The following is a 15,780-nucleotide window of genomic DNA, read 5'->3' on the forward strand; positions in this document are numbered from 1 at the left end:
CCGAGGAGCAAACCCCACCGTGAACGACGACGACACCCCACCCGAAGACCCCTACTACGACAGTGTCGTCACCCCCATCCGCAACACCCCCGCACACAACCCCGACGCCGAACGCGCACTCCTCGGCGCCCTCCTCATCGACCCCGAACGCGCCCCCCACCTCCGCGACCACATCGACCCCGACGACTTCTACGAACCACGCCACGAAACCATCTGGCACGCCATCCACGAAGCCGCCGACACCCACGGCATCCCCGCCGACCCCGTACTCGTAGCCGACCACCTCACCACCACCGGCGACCTCACCCGCATCGGCGGAGCCCCCTACCTCCACGAACTCATCACCAGCTGCCACAACCCCGCAGCCGCCGAATACCACGCCACCATCATCCGCAACGCCGCCCGCGCACGCGCCATCACCACCACCGGCCAACGCCTCACCCAACTCGGCAACACCGCCACCCCCGACACCCTCGACCACGCCCTCGCCGAGAGCCTCCAAACCCTCGACGACGTCGTCGCACGCGTCGGCCCCCGCCACCAAGCCACCATCCGCGTCCCCAACATCGACGAACTCCTCGCCTCAGAAACCACCGACTACGACTGGGTCGTCCCCGGACTCCTCGAACACCAAGAACGCGTCATCGTCACCGCCGAAGAAGGCGCAGGAAAGTCCACACTGCTCCGCCAGATCGCGACCTGCGTCGCCGCCGGCATCCACCCCTTCACCCTCGACAGCATCACCCCCCAACAGGTGCTCCACGTCGACGTCGAGAACTCACAGATGCAATCCATCCGCCAGTACAAGCCCCTACGCATCCAAGCCGGCCAGCACATGGACCCCGACCTCCTACGCGTCCAAGTCCGCGTCGAAGGACTCGACCTCACTTCCCCCGCCGACGTCACCTGGCTTGAACACCACGTCGCCGCCGTCGCGCCCGACCTCATCCTCATCGGCCCCATCTACAAACTCGCCAACGGCGACCCCACCGAAGAGAAATCCTCCAAGCCCGTCGCCATGGCCCTCGACAGAATCCGCGCCAGCAGCCGCGCCGCGATCATCCTCGAAGCCCACGCCGCCAAAGCCCCCTCCGGTTCCAAGAAACGCCCCCACGAGCCCTACGGCTGGTCAGGCTGGATGCGCTGGCCCGAGATCGGCATCTTCCTCGAGAAGGACGGCACCATCCGCCACTGGCGCGGAGCCCGCGAAGAACGAGCCTGGCCCACCGAACTCAAGCGCGGCGGCACCTGGCCCTGGACAGCCGTCCCCTCCGACGCTGACCTCCGCTGGGACCAGATCCGCAATGCCCGCCTCACTCACCGCGCTCCCATGAGCTTCCGCGACGTCTCCAGAGCGACCGGCCTCCCCACCACCACTGTCGCCTCCGTCATCGGCAACGCAGGCCCCTACGCCTCCGCCTGGACCGGATGGAACGGCAACCAGCACACCACGGACGAGCCCCGATGAACCCCCGCCACCACAGTTATCCACTGTTCCGTCCACAGGCCAATTCCACGGAACACCACCCCTGTTCCAACCTGTTCCGAAACCCCACCGAACACCCCCTGACCTGCGGAAACACCAACACCGACTGCTGTTCCAAGGGGGTCTGTTCCGGAACAGTAGACAGCCCCTGCAATTCCAGGCAAAAACGCTGTTCCAACCTGTTCCCCCTTCGGGGGAGGGCGGGACACCACCACCCGCGCCCGTCCCACCCCACTGAAGGGGCCAACCGACACCACCACAGGAGCACCCGATGAGCACCATCCTCAGCTTCACCCCAGACCCCCGATTCACCACATGGAAGGTCCGGGCATGACTGACGACCCCAAGACCTGCAACCGCTGCGGCCAACCCCATGCGCTCTGCGCCGCGCACAACCGCGCCGGCAACCCCTGCGGACAGAAGCGGCAGCCCGGCCAGCGGGTCTGCCACCTCCACGGCGGGAAGTCGCCGCAGGCCATCGCCGCGGCCGACGAGCGGCTGCGGCAGCGCGAGCTCGAGCAGGCAGTCGAGACGTTCGGCCTGCCGGTCGAGATCGACCACCACACGGCTCTACTGCAGGAGTTGCATCGCACGGCTGGAGCTGTGGCGTGGCTGGGGACGATCGTGGCCGGGTTGGAGCAGGGCGATGTGGTGTGGGGTCGGACCCGGCTGAAGGTAGGCGGGGAGGACGCGGGGTCGACGTTCGAGGCGGTGACGAATGCGTGGGTGGCTGAGTGGCGTCGAGAGCGTCAGCATCTGGTGGCTGTTGCTGCTGCGTGTGCGAAGGCGGGGATTGAGGAGCGGCGTCAGGCGTTGGCGGAGTCGCAGGGGCAGCTGTTGGCGCGTGTGGTGCAGGTAGTTCTGGCTGGGTTGCAGTTGTCGCCGGAGCAGGAGGCGTTGGTGCCTGTGGTGGTGCCGGCTGCGTTTCGGGAGATCGCGGCGGGTGGTGGGTTGTGACCGACTCAACCCTGCAGGTCTGCTCGCCATTTCTGGATGACGGACATGGACAGGCCGGTTTCGCGCATGACTTCGCGGATGGAGGCGTGGTTGAGCGCGTCGACTACTGCGGTGCGGTAGTCGGCGATGGCGGCGTCGCGTTGGTCCCGGAGTGTGCGGAGGTGTTCCGCGTGCTCGGGGGTGAGGCTGCGTCGCTGGTTCATGGTCACATCGTGAACTGTACCGGATATCGGTATACATCTGTACCGACTGGCGGTACAGTGGATGGCATGAGCACCGAGCCCGCGACCCCGCACCCCACCGACCGCCTGATCGACCGAGACGCGGTCACCGTCGCCCGCCGCGAGGCCCTCGACCTCGACCACCCGGACCCGAAGGTGCGCCGCCTGGCTGTCGCGACGCTCTTCCAGGCGCTGCACCAGATGGAACTGGCCGACCCGGCAATCGCCGACTACTGCCCGCGGATCACCGGCGCCAACAGCGGACGCGGCCTGTCGGAGCGGTACACGGATCGGAAGGACGCCTGATATGGGCAAGAAAGTCAGCCAGGAGTACCGCGCCGGCTACCGGGTCAGCCGCGGCTTCCACGAGACGCCCCGGGACTGGGCGGTCGACTACGACGATCTCCTGGACGGCAGGCCCGACGACTTCCAGATCGGGTTCATGGCCTACGTCCGCAACCACGTGACCGCCCCCGCTGGATCCACCAGGAAGGACCACGCATGAGCACGAACGAGGACGTCGCGTACCGGAGCAACGACCCGGAGGTGGTCGCCGCATGGGACGCGTTCAAGGACGCGACCGACAGGAACAACGAGGCCCGCCGCGCGATCGAAACGGAGGTGGGACGGCGCCTCATGGTGCGCCGCCGCGGCTTCGGGCACGGTACGGAGGCGAGCGGATTCGAGCGTCTCGACACGGACCGTGACGGAGAACTGATCGGCGAAGGCGGTGCGCTGATCGTCAAGAAGTCCGACCGAAGGATGGTTGCCCCGAACCGGCGGCGCAAGGCCGGGAAGGTTCTCGACGAGCGCCTCGGCAACCTCGACTCGCCGGGCGTGAAGCTGCCCGGGATGCCGGAGATGCACTTCGCAGGATTCGCCATGCTCGCTCCCGCCCTGTGGCAGCACGAAGGCCACGTGTACGCGCTGTGGTCCGACGAGGTGTCTGGCGTCGGCGAGCAGTGGGAGCCCATCCCACTGTCGACCTACTACGCGGCCAAGGAGGCGCACGATGCGTGACGACCCCTCCGCCCTGTCCGAGAACGCCGGAAGGAACAACCGATGAGCACGACGACCGACACGAAGCTCGATCCCTACTACCCGGACTCGCACCGCCGTTTCCTGAGGGACACCACCGACCACGTCATGGAGGTCGTCCACGACCACGACCTCTACCGGCACCTGCGGTTCCGCGCTCCGGACACCTCGACCTACTGGTACGAGATCGTCACATGGCCGGGAGTGCTCACGATCCGAGGGGACATGGGCACCTTCACATTCTCGCGTGTCGCGGACATGTTCGAGTTCTTCTCCGAGGGCTACATCAACCCCGGCTACTGGGCCGAGAAGATCCCCGCCGAGTCGCGTGACGGCGCCCACCGACACGACGAGGACAGCGTCCGCCGACAGGTCACCGAGGACTGGAACGAGCGCAAGGACGACTACACGCCGGAGCAGCAGCAGTCCATCTGGGCCGACCTCGACATGGACGTCCTCGGCGCCACGGCCTCCGACGCCTCCGCGACCTACCAGGCACTCACCGACTTCAGCACCGAAGGCTACGAGTTCATCGACGTCTGGGAGTGGGACTTCAAGGACTGGACCACCCATTACCTCTGGTGCTGCCACGCGATCCAGTCCGGCATCCAGCAGTACAAGGCGGCGAAGCGATGACCACCGATCCCACCGCCCGCGCCCAGTCTCCCGTCCATGAGTGCTGGTGCAGCAAAGTCCTGGGCCCGCACGAGCCTTGGGTTTGCGCCGACGACACCGAGGAGTCCCGATGACCACCGATCCCACCACGAGCGAGCACCTGACCAGTGTGATCCAGTCCGTGACCGACCTGTGGGACGAGCCCCTCAACGAGGTGCACGACATCCCACCGATCGTCAACGCGATCCTGGCAGCGGGGTACACGCGATGACCACCGATCCCACCGCCCGCGCCCAGTCCACGCCCGCACTGGATGCCGTCCTGAACGAGGCAGAGCGCGTAGCCCGCGAGGAGTCCGGCCGCTGCACCGGCGACCCCTGTGAGGGCTGCGAAGCTGGCCGACGCGTGAGCCGGGCCCGCGCTGAGCTGAGCGCGCTGCGCACCTCCACGCCCGGACCCGTGGCAGTGCCGGAGGGAGGGTGGAAGCCGAACCGGTTCGAGCACGAGGGCGTCGTTCGTGCGCTCGTGACGGAGGAGGGCCGCCTGACGGAGATCATCGAGTCAGCCAGCCCGTTCTCCGACCGGTGGCATGTCGAGCGCGTGCACTACGCCGAGCACGACCGCGAGATGATCCGCCGCCACCTCAACACACTCCACGCCCCCCGCGAGGACGCCCCCCGCCCCGACCTTGTCACGGCCCGTGCGCACCACGTCCCCGGTGCGGAGAACTTCAACGCCCTGCTCGACGACGTGCTCGTCGACCCGGAAGCCCGCGAGGCGTTCGAGACGGCTCAGGCCGAGCTGGTCGTGGCCCCGCTGCCGACCGAGGCGGGTGCCGTCCTCGTCGCATGGTTCGGTGAGCAGCCTGTCCCGTCGGTCATCGCGCTCGGCGAGAACGGCTGGTACTTCGTGAAGTCGAAGAGTCCGCTCATCGTGGGCAGTGAGCGCCACGTCCGCCGCTGGGTTCACCTTCTCCCCGCCGCCGACCAGCGTGCACGGGACGAGGGAACGGTGCGGGAGGAGATCATCGCCGCGCTTCACGCCGACCTGGACGAGAACCACGACGAGCACCCCGAGGGCACATGCGACCTGTGTGACTGGGCGGGCAACATCCAGTCGATCGTGGACGGCTCCCGATGAGCCGGCTGATGAGCGAGGCGAAGCCCGTCGCGCGCAGGCAGCACACGTGCGACTGGTGCTTCAGCAAGGTCGAGGCTGGGCAGCGGTATCGCACCCTCAGGGTCCTGGATGACTACGGCTTCCACACCTGGAAGTGCTGCCTGCCGTGCCTCGCGATGGCCCCGAAGGTCCAGAAGTGGACGTGGGACGACGAAGAGGGGATGAGCGCCGACGACTTCCTGGAGTGGGCCCACGAGCACGAGGAAGACCCGGACGCCACCGCGTTCCTCGTGCGACGGAGCACCCGATGACCGCCCGCGGGGACAGCGTGCAGGTCGAGGCGCGGGCAGCTGGGTGCGCAGACCTATGCGTGAGTTGTAGTTCCGCGGTCAAGACCTTCGCGAACCTACAAATCGTGGGCGACGAGAAGCACCTCCTGCCGCGATGGATGCCTCGAGGCGGATGCACCTGTCTGGGACTCACGCCCGACCCCCACTGCCCTCTCTGCGCCCCACCGGATGACACCTTCCTCTGCCGACCATGCGGCGACCTCGCCGCGACCACCATCGAGAGGAGCCCGTCGTGAGCAGCAAGCAGGTGCAGGTCGAGGCGCGGACGCTGTCGGGGGTGCACCTGGGGCGGGGCGTGGAGATCGACGGCTACTGGGCCAACGTCGCTGCCGTCGAACACGAGGCGGGCGGGACGTCGGTGACGATCTGGCTCGATGGCCACTGGACACCCATATGCCTCGCCCCCACCGACCTCGTCACCCTGACCGATGGGGGTGCGTCGTGAGCGCGCGACAGATCGCATCCCCGCGACCTGACTACACGCCCGGCTCGGAGTACCTAGGTGGCGTGTTCGGCCAGATGCTTCCGCAGGAAGCCTTGCCGGGGAAGGTCACGGGCGTCATCTCGCTCGATCCGCCGACCATCCAGTGCGGCGGCTGTGGGCTCACGTACTCGCACCCGCGTCTGAACATCGCCGTCTGCTGCTCCGGGATCAAGTTCGGCCCGCGCGCTCATCTGCCGAACGGCGACCGGGATCATCGCCGCCTCTGCCCCCCGTGCCAGCGGGATGCCGACTGGCCGGCCGACCGGTGAGCGCGGACGAGCAGGCGAGCGTGACTCCGTTGCCTCGCCGCGAGCGCTGGGACCGCGTCGTGAGCACGGCGTGCACGGGATGGCCTCGCGGGGTCTGCGGCCCCGGGTATCCGGCCGACCACGACGAGTGCAGGACTCCACGGTGCGCCTGCCGGTGTCACGCGGTCGAAGAGATCGAACCGCCTGAGGAGGTTGACCAAGGGAACGCGGACGAGCAGGCGCGGGAGGTCGAGGCGGTGGCGCGGGCGTTCTACATCGCCAGCAACGCCGACGATCGCGAGTGGGCGGCGCGAGCGTGGGACGACATGGGCGGGTCCGAGCCGAGCGCCGAGCGCGCCGATCTCGAGGTCGCCATGCGCGAGGCCCTCGCCGCCCTGGAGCCGGTCCGCGCGGCCGAGCGGCAGGAGGCGCGGGCGGACGCTCTCGAGGACGCTGCTCGTCGGGTGCGCGCCGTCAAGAACATGCCACCTGGCTACACCGTTGATCCGGCGAGGTTGCTCGACGAGCTGGCCGAGAACTGCCGCGACCGCGCTGACGGCGTGACCGGGCGGAGCGAGGCGTGAGCGGCCGGGAGGCGGACTACACCGAGCACCTGATCCGAGCGCGTAAGCAGCACGCCTGCCACGGCTACCGCTGCTCGACTCTCATCCTCGCGGGCCAGGACTACGTGCGCGCCGTCGCCTTCCCCGGCCACGACGCCAACGGGAGCGCCCGGCCATGGGTCATGAAGCTCTGCATCAGCTGCGCCACCGAGTTCGACCGCCCCCTGCCGCCGCGACGCACCCAGGACCAGCCGTGACGCCCCCGTGGCGCGAGTGGCTCGTCCTCGCCGCCCTCGCCCTCAGCCTCGCCACCGGCGCCTACCTCGCGCTCGAGCACAACGCACACCACCCGACCAGCCAGGAGAACTGACCATGCCCGAGACCAACCTCACCGTCCGCCTCAACATCGACCGCGACGCGCTCCGCCGCGTCATGAAGAAGCTCGCAGCCTCGGCACGCAGGGCCGAGGCGCACCTGCGCGACTTCACCTACCCGCCGTCTCCCGAGCGCCGCGAGCTACGGCTGATCGCCCGCGCCGAACGCGCGGAAGCGCAGGTCTGGTGGGAGCAGCACCGCCAGGAGGACCGTCGTGGCTGACCACCGAGCCGACTTCGTGACGCTCCGACAGTGGGAAGACACTGACGGACTCCAGCAGGACCAGTACGGCGACTGGCCATGGCCCGGCCCCGCGGAATACACCGAGTCTCGAGCCATCGGACACCTGCGCACGGCCATCCTGCGACGACTCCAACATGACCCTGATGACGACGACGTCGAGGTCCGCGTCATCGAACGCGCCAGCCAGGGCGGCTCGGAGTGGACCGCCGAGACCTACCTCGACATCGAGGTGTGGATCCACGAGGGACGCCAGGCGCAGAAGGTTTGGGAGTCCGACAATGAGGTCAACCCCATCCGGGATCTGACCGAATGGCTCGACTCGTGAGCGGCATCGTCGCGGGCACGGTCGAGCACGGCTACACCACCGAGATCGACGAACAACGCCGAATGTGCGACGTCAAGCCGACCGTCTTCGTCCGCCTCATCGAGACCGTCACCACCACGACCCGCCACGACGACGGCTCAGTGACCGTCAACACCACCGAACCCCGCACCGTCGCCAGCTGGATGCACTACCCCCAGGAGACCCGATGAGGATCCGCATCGACTTCCGACTGACGTTCGGAGACGACAAGCCACCACCACCCGCCGATGACACCCGGCCAGCAGTGGGCAGCCACCACCAGGCGAGACCGCACGTACCCGGCCCACCACGACAGCGCCGCCCAACCGGATTCCACACCCCCGAGGAGCTCGCATGACCACCGACGCCGACCTCTGCGCCTACTCCGACCTCCCCCACAACCAATGCCACCACTGCGACCCCACCCCACGCCCCGGCACCCCCAGAACCCCCATGCGCATCGCTCACCCCGTCGCCACCCAAACCAGCCCCACCATGACCGCAGCACTCACCCACGCCATCCTCAACAAAGCCGCCCGCGCCCTCGACCGCGACCAACCCGCCACACCCCACGACTACGTCCAAGCCCTCACCGAACCCACCACCCACCACCAACCCCGCACCACCCAACGCACCAACCCCGACGGCACCACCTACCTCCTCACCGAATCCCACCGCACCATCAGCCTCCCCCTCCTCGAACAACTCACCTCCGCCATCGCCACCACCGGAGCCATCACCGGAGGCGCCCACACCTTCGCCTCCAAACCAGCCGCCCGCATCGACGCCATCGACGTCCTCCAAGCCATCGAAACCGAAGCACTCGCCTGGTGCCGAACCCTCCACCTCCCCATCCAGGACAAGCACACCGGCCTGCAGCTTGAACTCCGCCAGCTCATCAGGTCCGCAGCCGCCAACGCCGGCGACCGCATGACCAGCGACCTGCGAGCCTGGTGGATCCGAGCCCGCACCGTCACCGGCTGGGACGCCCCCTCCTGGCGCCCCGACAACACCTGCCCCCTCTGCGGAATCAAGGGCGGCCTGCGGGTCCGCCTCGACGCTCAGACCGGCATGTGCATCGAGTGCGGCGAAGGGTGGGACAGCGGGACGATCGGCCTCCTGGCTGACCACATCCGTGCCGAGAACTCGGACTGGGATGACGGAGAGGCGCCATCCTCAGCAGTAGGATGAGGGCTAGAAGCGACCCCGGCGACGCGCCAACGTCCCGGGGTCTGGCCCACTCGGATGAGGAGTGAACATGACCGATGCTACGTGCGCCGTTGCCGACTGCGACAGGCCCGTCAGGACACGGGGCTTCTGCCACGCCCACTACGCGCGGTTCCTGCGGACAGGCAAGGTTCCCGAGACCGCAATCCGCCGGTACGAGCACGCCGCTACCTGCGAACTAGACGACTGCGATCGACCACGCCACGGCCTAGGCTTCTGCCACCTGCACTACAAGCGCCAGGTTCAGTTCGGAGACGTGACGCGCGAGAAACAGATGCCCGCCGGCGAAGACCACTGGAACTGGTCGGGTGCCGCCATCACCTATCAAGGGCTCCACAAGCGCATCTATCGCGCGCATGGACCCGCGTCGAAGCAGGCGTGTGCCCACTGTCCTGGGCAGGCAGAACAGTGGGCGTACGACCAACAAGACCCCGACGAGCGCATCGAGGGAAAGCTTCGCTATTCGGTCGATCCTGCGCACTACATCCCCTTGTGCGTGCCGTGCCACGTTTCGTTCGACCGATCAACAGCCGCTTAGTCCTTCTGAGTCATCTTCGGCGTGACGCATTGCGGGCCACATGATCTTTGTGGTCTACTAGCCCTGGTCCTTCAGCGACCCCAAAACCAGAAGCCCCCCGACCCAGCCAGGTCGAGGGGCTTCCGTCGTTCAGGCCATCAGTTCGACTGCACGCTCCCGTGCGGCTGATTCGGCGCCACGACATAGGCGTATGCCTCCGCCAAGCGCAGCGTGCCGACCGCCCCGTTCTGGTTCGGCGCCAGCTGAGCGATCTTCGCCAGCAGAGCCTCGCGTGCCTCGTCCTCCTTGGACATGGTCATCCCCTTCCGTAATGGGTGTCTCTTCCAAAGAGTCGCATTCACCTCCGACATGACGCTCTAGGCAGGTGACCCGGCATGTCGGTCACCCTCAACCCCTTCGAACTCGCCGCACGAGCCTTCGAAACCCCCCAACGCCGCTGGAACACCCCCGGGGAACTCGCCCAAGCCATCGACCCCCGCACCATCCAAACCCCAGCACTCGACCTCATCGACCAAGCACTCGTCGACGTCCTCGACCAACCCGACGGCCGCCTTATCATCAGCATGCCCCCACAAGAGGGCAAATCCACCCGAGCCAGCCAAATCTTCCCCATCTGGGCCCTCACCCAGAACCCCACCCTCCGCATCGTCACCGGCTCCTACGCCCAAGGCCTCGCCAACCGCAACGGCCGCACTGTCCGCAACACCATCACCGCCCACCCCGAACTCGGACTCACCATCGCCGCCGACAACGGCGCCGCATCCGAATGGGAAATCGCCGGCCACGGCGGCGGGATGCTGTCCGTCGGCCGCGGAGCAGGCGTCACCGGCCGCGCAGCCGACGTCCTCATCATCGACGACCCCCTCAAAGACCGCGCCGAAGCCGACTCCCAGACCATCCGAGACACCTGCTGGGACTGGTGGACCGACGCCCTGTCCGCCCGCCTCTCCCCCGGCGCGCCCGTCATCCTCATCCTCACCCGCTGGCACGAAGACGACCTCGCCGCCCGCCTCATCGAGCAGGACGCGCACGCCGGCTGGCGAGTCATCAACATCCCCGCGCAGGCCGACCACAACCCCGCCGAGGGCGAGACCGACCCGCTGGGCCGCGAGCCGGGCGAGTACATGGTCTCCGCGCGTGGACGCAGCTACTCGCAGTGGGAGTTGCGGCGCAAGACGGCCGGGTCGCGCACGTGGGCGTCGCTGTACCAGGGGCGGCCGTCGCCTGGCGAGGGCGACATCCTCAAGCGCGACTGGTGGCAGCAGTACGACCTCCCACTGCACATCGAACGCGCAGACGGCACCCGCGTCGTCACCGACTACGACGACCTGCTCCTGTCCTGGGACCTCACGTTCAAGGACACCAGCAGCAGCGACTACGTCGTCGGTCAGGTGTGGATGCGACGCGGCGCCAACGCCTACCTCCTCGACCAGGTGCGCGACCGGATGGACTTCCCCGCCACCGTCACCGCAGTGCAGTCCCTCGCGGCCCGCTGGCCCCAAGCTACCCTCAAGATCATCGAGGACAAGGCCAACGGGCCCGCCGTCATCGCGTCCCTGCGGAACAGGGTGCCCGGGATCGTCCCCGAGGAACCACAGGGGTCGAAGCAGGCTCGAGCAGCCGCCGTCTCGCCGCTCATCGAAGCCGGCAACGTGTGGCTGCCGTCCGCCAAGATCGCGCCGTGGGTGACGGACCTGATCGAAGAGGCCGCGTCCTTCCCCGCAGGCAAGCACGACGACCAGGTCGACGCCCTCACGCAGGGATTGAACCGGCTGGTGCTGCAACCGTTCATCGACGGAGAACTGGTCGACGAAGACGACTTCGACCCTGACCTCGCCGACTACGCGATCTCGCCCTACTAGCCGCAAAGGTGGTGACGTTGATGCCGGAGTGGCCCCACGTCGCCATCGCCGATCACGAGCGCCTTGAGATCGAACTCGCTGCGACGTCCTCCGAGCTGGAGTTCACCCGCGAGTCCCTCGCCGACCTCGAGCTCGCGCTCGAGGACCGCGGCTGGATGGCGCTCACCACTCAGGCTGCGCAGGAGTTCACCCGCGAGGGCCGGCGGCGCGCGTCAGGGCTGTGCCGGATCCTCGCAATCCAGAACCCGCTCATCAAACGCGGCATCGCAGTCCGCACCGGCTACGTGTGGGGCGACGGAGTCCAGATCACAGCAGACGACGACAACGTCAACGGCGTCATCCAGGCGTTCCTCGACGACAACGCAGCCTCCTACTCCGGTTCACAGGCCCGCGAGGAGTCCGAAAAGACCCTCGGCACCGACGGTGACGTGTTCCGGGCGCTGCCCACCAGCCCCGTCACAGGACGGGTGCAGGTCCGCACGATCGACCCCGAAGAGGTCGAGGACATCATCAGCAACCCCGACGACCGCGACGAGCCCTGGTTCTACCTGCGGCAGTACACGACCCAGGCTGTCGAGGCCGGCTACACGGGACTGACGCGCACCCGCCGCGAGACCCGCCGCGTGCTGTACCCCGCGTTGGGGTTCCGGCCCCGTCAGCGTCCCAAGAGCATCGACGGAATCCCTGTCCAGTGGGACACACCAGTCCAGCACCTCGCCGTCAACCGCATCGACGGATGGTCGTTCGGGATCGGCGACGCCTACGCGGCGATCTCCTGGGCCCGCGCGTACAAGGAGTTCCTCGAGGACTGGTCGAAGCTGACCAAGAGCCTGTCGCGGTACGCCTGGCGCGTCACGTCGGCCACCAAGGGCCGCGCCGCCCGCGCCGCGGGTGAAGCCAGACGCTCGGCGCAGTCCGCGCTGCCGAACGAGTCGCAGGCCGGCGCGACTGCTGTGACCGCCGGGTCCACGCTCGAGGCCGTCCCGAAGACCGGCGCGACGATCGACAGCGAGTCCGGGCGACCGCTCGCCGGCATGGTCGCCGCCGCGCTCGGCATCCCCGTCACGATGCTGCTGTCCGATCCCGGGCAGACAGGAGCTCGTGCCGTCGCCGAGACCCTCGACGAGCCGATGAAGCACGAGATGCAGCTGCGTCGCAGCCTGCACGAGGCCGCCGACCGAGCGCTGCTGGACTACGTGATCGACCAAGCGGTGAAGGCTCCCCGCGGGCCTCTGCGCGGCACCGTCAAGATCGACGAGTACGGCCGCGAGGTCATCACGCTCGCCGGCGAAGCGACTCGCGCCATCGACATCGACTGGCCCACCCTCGACAAGGTCGCCGTCGACGTCATCACCAAGGCCATCGCCGCAGCCGACGACTCCGGGAAGGTCCCCCCGCTGACGATCGCTCGCCTGTTCCTCATGGCCCTCGGTGTCAAGGACATCGACGAGGTGCTCGACGAGATGAAGGACGACGAGGGGAACTGGGTCGACCCGAAAGTCTCAGCAGGTCAGGCCGCAGCAGACGCGTTCCGCGACGGCCGCGACCCGGCAAGCCTCCTGTGACGTGTCATGGCCTACTCATACAGCACTGACGTCCTTGTCGGGCAGATGCGGTCGCATGTGGCTCGCGTCCTGGACGGGCACACGCGGACGCAGGTAGCGGCCTGGGTGCGAGCCTGGGACGACGTCGCTCCCGAACTTGAGGCCGCACTCAACGAACTCGCTCTCGCGGCCGTCGACGACAGGATCCGCCGCAACGACGTGATCAAGTCGCAGCGGCTCCTCAACGCCCTGGACGTGATCCAGCAGCGTCTAGCCGGACTCGTGGATGCTTCCGCGACCGCGATCATCGACGAGCTGCGCGACGCGGTCGACTACGCGGGCAGCATGCAGCAGAGCATCATCCGTTCGCAGCTGCCCGCCTCCGCCGTTGCTGACGTGGCAGCGTGGTCGCGGATCTCCCCGACCGCGATCGACGCGATCGTCGCACGTGCGGGTGACCAGATCACGAAGCTGTCCTACCCCTTGTCGGACGAAGCAGCGACCGTCATGCGGCGTCAACTGGTTCGCGGCGTCGCCGTCGGCTCGAACCCGCGGGCCGTGGCCGCGCGGATGGTGAAGCAGACCGAGGGTGTGTTCAACGGCGGCCTCGGCCGAGCGTTGACGATCGCGCGCACGGAGATGCTTGACGCTCACCGCGCGGCGTCCGCGCTGGAGGACAGCGCCAACGCTCACCTCCTGTCCGCGTGGGTGTGGACAGCGACCCTGTCGAACCGGACGTGTCCAGCCTGTTGGGGCATGCACGGGCAGGAGTTCCCGCTCGAGCAGCCCGGCCCCGAGGGACACCAGAACTGCCGCTGCACCCGGGTCGCGAAGACCAAGTCGTGGGCAGAGCTCGGGTTCGATGTTGAAGAGCCGCCGTCGCTGCTGCCTGACGCGGACGCCCTGTTCGCCGACCTGCCCGCCGCCGAGCAGAAGGCGATCCTCGGGCCTGGCCGCTACGACGCGTGGCAGGCCGGGGAGTTTCCCCGCAGCGAGTGGGCGCGGCTGCGGCACACAGACGGCTGGCGTGACTCGTGGGTGCCCGCTTCGGCGTCCACAGCGGCCTAGCTCAGTTCAGTCGCGGATGCCTCGTAGGCCGGCGCACCGCAACGCCGACACCGCAACTCCATCCCAAGGCCGGGCATGAGCCGGCCAGGGTCGCGCACGACCACCAGCTGCTCATAGGCGAACACGTGGCCAAGGCAACCGCCCGGCTCACCCTCGTTCGCGTCGTCCTGACCCACCAGTCGAATCTACCGCGCCCAGGAGGCATCGCCATGCCCACGATCCACGTGACCGAGGCGCTTGAGACGTTCAACGCTCGCGCCGTCGCCGAGAAGCCCGGCGTGTTCCGCATCGACCTCATCACCCCGGGATGGGGGTCGTCGGGTTACTACGCCGCCGACGTGCTCGAGCAGGCAGCCGCCGACGTCGTCTTCCCGGCGGGCACGCACATGTACATCGACCACCAGACCGCCGTCGAGAACATGGACCGCCCCGAGGGGTCGCTCATGAACCTCGCGGCCGTCCTCGCCGAAGACGCCACCTGGAACGGCACCGCGCTCACCGCCCGCGCCCGCGTGTTCTCTTCCTACGCGCCCGCCCTCGCGGAGATGCGCGAGTCGATCGGCGTCAGCATCCGCGCCACCGCCGAAGTCAGCCAGGGCGAGGCTGACGGCCGCCGCGGACAGATCATCGAGCGGCTCGTCGAAGCGAACAGCGTCGACTTCGTCACCAAGGCAGGACGCGGAGGCCGCATCGCCGAAGTCCTCGAGGCCGCGCTCGGGGACACCCTCACCCGCGAAGCCGCGCTCGCACGCCTCACCGAGGCACGCAACGTCGGCCACTGGATCGAATCGCGCCTGCACCTCGAACTCACCCACATCGCCGACGACATGTTCGGCGACGGGCGCCTGACCCGCGAAGAGCGCATCAGCCTGTCCTCGGCAGTCGGCCAGGCCCTCACGACGTTCGCCACGCAGCTCGAGAACGAGCAGCCCCAGCTCTACTCCCGCGACCTGTGGGAGGAGCCGACCGCGTTCCTCGCGGCGGCGGAGAACGCCCGCGCCAACCCGGCTGGGCAGATCAACACCCAGGAGTCCAAGGAGGACACCATGGCAACCACCCAGATCGAGGAGTCGGAGCTCTCCGGCCTCCGCGAGAAGGCCGGCCGGGTGACGACGCTCGAGGCAGAGCGCGACACCGCCATCCAGCGCGCGGAGACCGCCGAGTCCGAGCTCGCGACCTACAAGAACGCCGAGGCCGACGCCAAGCGCACCGACGCCCTCAACGGCGTCATCGAGGCCGCCGACGTCGAGTTCACCCAGCTCGAGGCCGCGGGTCTGCGCACCCAGGCCGTCGAGAAGGACGGACAGGTCGACCTCGACGCGTTCACCAAGCTCGTCGGCGAGGCCGTCGCCGAGAAGAAGAAGACCCTCGAGGGCGACGGCAGCGTCCGCGCGTTCGGTCGAACCACGTCCACCGCTGACACCAGCGAGGCCAAGCTCCGCGAGGCCAACGACACCCAGCGCGCCGAGATCTTCGGCCGTTCCACGAAGGAGGCCTGA

General features: G+C 68.2%; 24 protein-coding genes. 22 read left to right on the forward strand and 2 right to left on the reverse strand.

Translation table 11 applies throughout. The annotated features are described in order from the left end of the window. Positions 1 to 19 precede the first annotated feature (19 nt). Positions 20 to 1,468 carry a DnaB-like helicase N-terminal domain-containing protein gene (locus tag AC3WRM_RS05410; protein WP_492248739.1) on the forward strand — a complete coding sequence of 483 codons (1,449 nt, stop codon included), beginning with the start codon at positions 20 to 22 and terminating at the stop codon, positions 1,466 to 1,468. A 348-nt stretch (positions 1,469 to 1,816) separates the two neighbouring features. Beyond that, the gene (locus AC3WRM_RS05415; protein ID WP_492248738.1) at positions 1,817 to 2,443 is read left to right on the forward strand and encodes a hypothetical protein; all 627 of its coding nucleotides are present in this window, start codon (positions 1,817 to 1,819) and stop codon (positions 2,441 to 2,443) included. A gap of 5 nt (positions 2,444 to 2,448) precedes the next feature. On the opposite strand, the gene AC3WRM_RS05420 is transcribed toward AC3WRM_RS05415, so the two are convergent. Next, positions 2,449 to 2,646: a hypothetical protein gene (locus AC3WRM_RS05420; RefSeq protein WP_492248737.1), complete on the reverse strand. Its 198-nt coding sequence runs from the start codon at positions 2,644 to 2,646 to the stop codon at positions 2,449 to 2,451. A gap of 66 nt (positions 2,647 to 2,712) precedes the next feature. Between AC3WRM_RS05420 and AC3WRM_RS05425 the strand changes: the two genes are divergently transcribed. The 16 genes from AC3WRM_RS05425 to AC3WRM_RS05500 all read left to right on the forward strand — a co-directional run bounded on the left by AC3WRM_RS05425 (position 2,713) and on the right by AC3WRM_RS05500 (position 9,807). Next, the gene (locus tag AC3WRM_RS05425) at positions 2,713 to 2,970 is read left to right on the forward strand and encodes a hypothetical protein (RefSeq protein ID WP_492248736.1); all 258 of its coding nucleotides are present in this window, start codon (positions 2,713 to 2,715) and stop codon (positions 2,968 to 2,970) included. Between the two features lies 1 nt (position 2,971). Then, the gene (locus AC3WRM_RS05430; protein ID WP_492248735.1) at positions 2,972 to 3,169 is read left to right on the forward strand and encodes a hypothetical protein; all 198 of its coding nucleotides are present in this window, start codon (positions 2,972 to 2,974) and stop codon (positions 3,167 to 3,169) included. After that, positions 3,166 to 3,684 (forward strand): hypothetical protein, encoded by a 519-nt coding sequence (locus tag AC3WRM_RS05435; protein WP_492248734.1) that lies wholly within the window; start codon positions 3,166 to 3,168, stop codon positions 3,682 to 3,684. The genes AC3WRM_RS05430 and AC3WRM_RS05435 overlap by 4 nt, the downstream gene beginning before the upstream one ends. A gap of 42 nt (positions 3,685 to 3,726) precedes the next feature. Next, positions 3,727 to 4,338, forward strand: coding sequence for a hypothetical protein (locus AC3WRM_RS05440; protein ID WP_492248733.1), 612 nt, complete (start codon positions 3,727 to 3,729; stop codon positions 4,336 to 4,338). Between the two features lie 109 nt (positions 4,339 to 4,447). Next, positions 4,448 to 4,588: a hypothetical protein gene (locus AC3WRM_RS05445; RefSeq protein WP_492248732.1), complete on the forward strand. Its 141-nt coding sequence runs from the start codon at positions 4,448 to 4,450 to the stop codon at positions 4,586 to 4,588. Further along, the gene (locus AC3WRM_RS05450; RefSeq protein WP_492248731.1) at positions 4,585 to 5,457 is read left to right on the forward strand and encodes a hypothetical protein; all 873 of its coding nucleotides are present in this window, start codon (positions 4,585 to 4,587) and stop codon (positions 5,455 to 5,457) included. Before AC3WRM_RS05445 ends, AC3WRM_RS05450 begins: the two co-directional genes overlap by 4 nt. A gap of 8 nt (positions 5,458 to 5,465) precedes the next feature. Beyond that, positions 5,466 to 5,747, forward strand: coding sequence for a hypothetical protein (locus AC3WRM_RS05455; RefSeq protein ID WP_492248730.1), 282 nt, complete (start codon positions 5,466 to 5,468; stop codon positions 5,745 to 5,747). Positions 5,748 to 6,018: 271 nt separating this feature from the next. Continuing rightward, positions 6,019 to 6,231: a hypothetical protein gene (locus AC3WRM_RS05460; RefSeq protein WP_492248729.1), complete on the forward strand. Its 213-nt coding sequence runs from the start codon at positions 6,019 to 6,021 to the stop codon at positions 6,229 to 6,231. 62 nt (positions 6,232 to 6,293) lie between these two features. Next, entirely contained in the window at positions 6,294 to 6,539 is a 246-nt protein-coding gene (locus AC3WRM_RS05465; RefSeq protein ID WP_492248728.1) for a hypothetical protein, read from the forward strand. Between the two features lie 236 nt (positions 6,540 to 6,775). Continuing rightward, positions 6,776 to 7,102, forward strand: coding sequence for a hypothetical protein (locus tag AC3WRM_RS05470; RefSeq protein WP_492248727.1), 327 nt, complete (start codon positions 6,776 to 6,778; stop codon positions 7,100 to 7,102). After that, positions 7,099 to 7,338: a hypothetical protein gene (locus tag AC3WRM_RS05475; protein WP_492248726.1), complete on the forward strand. Its 240-nt coding sequence runs from the start codon at positions 7,099 to 7,101 to the stop codon at positions 7,336 to 7,338. The genes AC3WRM_RS05470 and AC3WRM_RS05475 overlap by 4 nt, the downstream gene beginning before the upstream one ends. A gap of 115 nt (positions 7,339 to 7,453) precedes the next feature. Next, positions 7,454 to 7,678, forward strand: a complete 225-nt coding sequence (locus tag AC3WRM_RS05480; protein WP_492248725.1) for a hypothetical protein — start codon at positions 7,454 to 7,456, stop codon at positions 7,676 to 7,678. Beyond that, the gene (locus AC3WRM_RS05485) at positions 7,671 to 8,024 is read left to right on the forward strand and encodes a hypothetical protein (RefSeq protein WP_492248724.1); all 354 of its coding nucleotides are present in this window, start codon (positions 7,671 to 7,673) and stop codon (positions 8,022 to 8,024) included. The genes AC3WRM_RS05480 and AC3WRM_RS05485 overlap by 8 nt, the downstream gene beginning before the upstream one ends. Beyond that, complete coding sequence (locus AC3WRM_RS05490; protein WP_492248723.1) at positions 8,021 to 8,233, forward strand: hypothetical protein; 213 nt, start codon at positions 8,021 to 8,023, stop codon at positions 8,231 to 8,233. The genes AC3WRM_RS05485 and AC3WRM_RS05490 overlap by 4 nt, the downstream gene beginning before the upstream one ends. Before the next feature lie 163 nt (positions 8,234 to 8,396). Then, on the forward strand, positions 8,397 to 9,233 hold the full coding sequence (locus tag AC3WRM_RS05495; RefSeq protein WP_492248722.1) for a DUF7341 domain-containing protein: 837 nt from the start codon (positions 8,397 to 8,399) through the stop codon (positions 9,231 to 9,233). 67 nt (positions 9,234 to 9,300) lie between these two features. After that, complete coding sequence (locus AC3WRM_RS05500) at positions 9,301 to 9,807, forward strand: hypothetical protein (RefSeq protein WP_492248721.1); 507 nt, start codon at positions 9,301 to 9,303, stop codon at positions 9,805 to 9,807. Positions 9,808 to 9,944: 137 nt separating this feature from the next. Here AC3WRM_RS05500 and AC3WRM_RS05505 read toward each other — a convergent pair whose 3' ends face one another. Continuing rightward, positions 9,945 to 10,100, reverse strand: coding sequence for a hypothetical protein (locus AC3WRM_RS05505; protein WP_492248720.1), 156 nt, complete (start codon positions 10,098 to 10,100; stop codon positions 9,945 to 9,947). A gap of 81 nt (positions 10,101 to 10,181) precedes the next feature. On the opposite strand from AC3WRM_RS05505, the gene terL reads away from it, so the two are divergent. The 4 genes from terL to AC3WRM_RS05525 all read left to right on the forward strand — a co-directional run bounded on the left by terL (position 10,182) and on the right by AC3WRM_RS05525 (position 15,780). Continuing rightward, a complete protein-coding gene (gene terL, locus AC3WRM_RS05510; protein WP_492248719.1) occupies positions 10,182 to 11,669 on the forward strand; it encodes a phage terminase large subunit in 1,488 nt (495 codons plus the stop codon). Between the two features lie 20 nt (positions 11,670 to 11,689). Further along, a complete protein-coding gene (locus tag AC3WRM_RS05515; RefSeq protein ID WP_492248718.1) occupies positions 11,690 to 13,234 on the forward strand; it encodes a hypothetical protein in 1,545 nt (514 codons plus the stop codon). Between the two features lie 105 nt (positions 13,235 to 13,339). Then, positions 13,340 to 14,281 (forward strand): phage minor head protein, encoded by a 942-nt coding sequence (locus tag AC3WRM_RS05520; RefSeq protein WP_492248717.1) that lies wholly within the window; start codon positions 13,340 to 13,342, stop codon positions 14,279 to 14,281. A 209-nt stretch (positions 14,282 to 14,490) separates the two neighbouring features. Then, positions 14,491 to 15,780 (forward strand): hypothetical protein, encoded by a 1,290-nt coding sequence (locus tag AC3WRM_RS05525; RefSeq protein ID WP_492248716.1) that lies wholly within the window; start codon positions 14,491 to 14,493, stop codon positions 15,778 to 15,780.

The organism is Aeromicrobium sp. EU05-FHT14F07 (assembly GCF_058790455.1).

Coding starts and splice junctions, on each gene's coding strand:
- AC3WRM_RS05415 (WP_492248738.1), top strand. CDS start 1,817: ATGACTGACGACCCCAAGACCTGCAACCGCTGCGGCCAACCCCATGCG.
- AC3WRM_RS05420 (WP_492248737.1), bottom strand. CDS start 2,646: ATGAACCAGCGACGCAGCCTCACCCCCGAGCACGCGGAACACCTCCGC.
- AC3WRM_RS05425 (WP_492248736.1), top strand. CDS start 2,713: ATGAGCACCGAGCCCGCGACCCCGCACCCCACCGACCGCCTGATCGAC.
- AC3WRM_RS05430 (WP_492248735.1), top strand. CDS start 2,972: ATGGGCAAGAAAGTCAGCCAGGAGTACCGCGCCGGCTACCGGGTCAGC.
- AC3WRM_RS05435 (WP_492248734.1), top strand. CDS start 3,166: ATGAGCACGAACGAGGACGTCGCGTACCGGAGCAACGACCCGGAGGTG.
- AC3WRM_RS05440 (WP_492248733.1), top strand. CDS start 3,727: ATGAGCACGACGACCGACACGAAGCTCGATCCCTACTACCCGGACTCG.
- AC3WRM_RS05445 (WP_492248732.1), top strand. CDS start 4,448: ATGACCACCGATCCCACCACGAGCGAGCACCTGACCAGTGTGATCCAG.
- AC3WRM_RS05450 (WP_492248731.1), top strand. CDS start 4,585: ATGACCACCGATCCCACCGCCCGCGCCCAGTCCACGCCCGCACTGGAT.
- AC3WRM_RS05455 (WP_492248730.1), top strand. CDS start 5,466: ATGAGCGAGGCGAAGCCCGTCGCGCGCAGGCAGCACACGTGCGACTGG.
- AC3WRM_RS05480 (WP_492248725.1), top strand. CDS start 7,454: ATGCCCGAGACCAACCTCACCGTCCGCCTCAACATCGACCGCGACGCG.
- AC3WRM_RS05495 (WP_492248722.1), top strand. CDS start 8,397: ATGACCACCGACGCCGACCTCTGCGCCTACTCCGACCTCCCCCACAAC.
- AC3WRM_RS05500 (WP_492248721.1), top strand. CDS start 9,301: ATGACCGATGCTACGTGCGCCGTTGCCGACTGCGACAGGCCCGTCAGG.
- AC3WRM_RS05505 (WP_492248720.1), bottom strand. CDS start 10,100: ATGTCCAAGGAGGACGAGGCACGCGAGGCTCTGCTGGCGAAGATCGCT.
- terL (WP_492248719.1), top strand. CDS start 10,182: ATGTCGGTCACCCTCAACCCCTTCGAACTCGCCGCACGAGCCTTCGAA.
- AC3WRM_RS05515 (WP_492248718.1), top strand. CDS start 11,690: ATGCCGGAGTGGCCCCACGTCGCCATCGCCGATCACGAGCGCCTTGAG.
- AC3WRM_RS05525 (WP_492248716.1), top strand. CDS start 14,491: ATGCCCACGATCCACGTGACCGAGGCGCTTGAGACGTTCAACGCTCGC.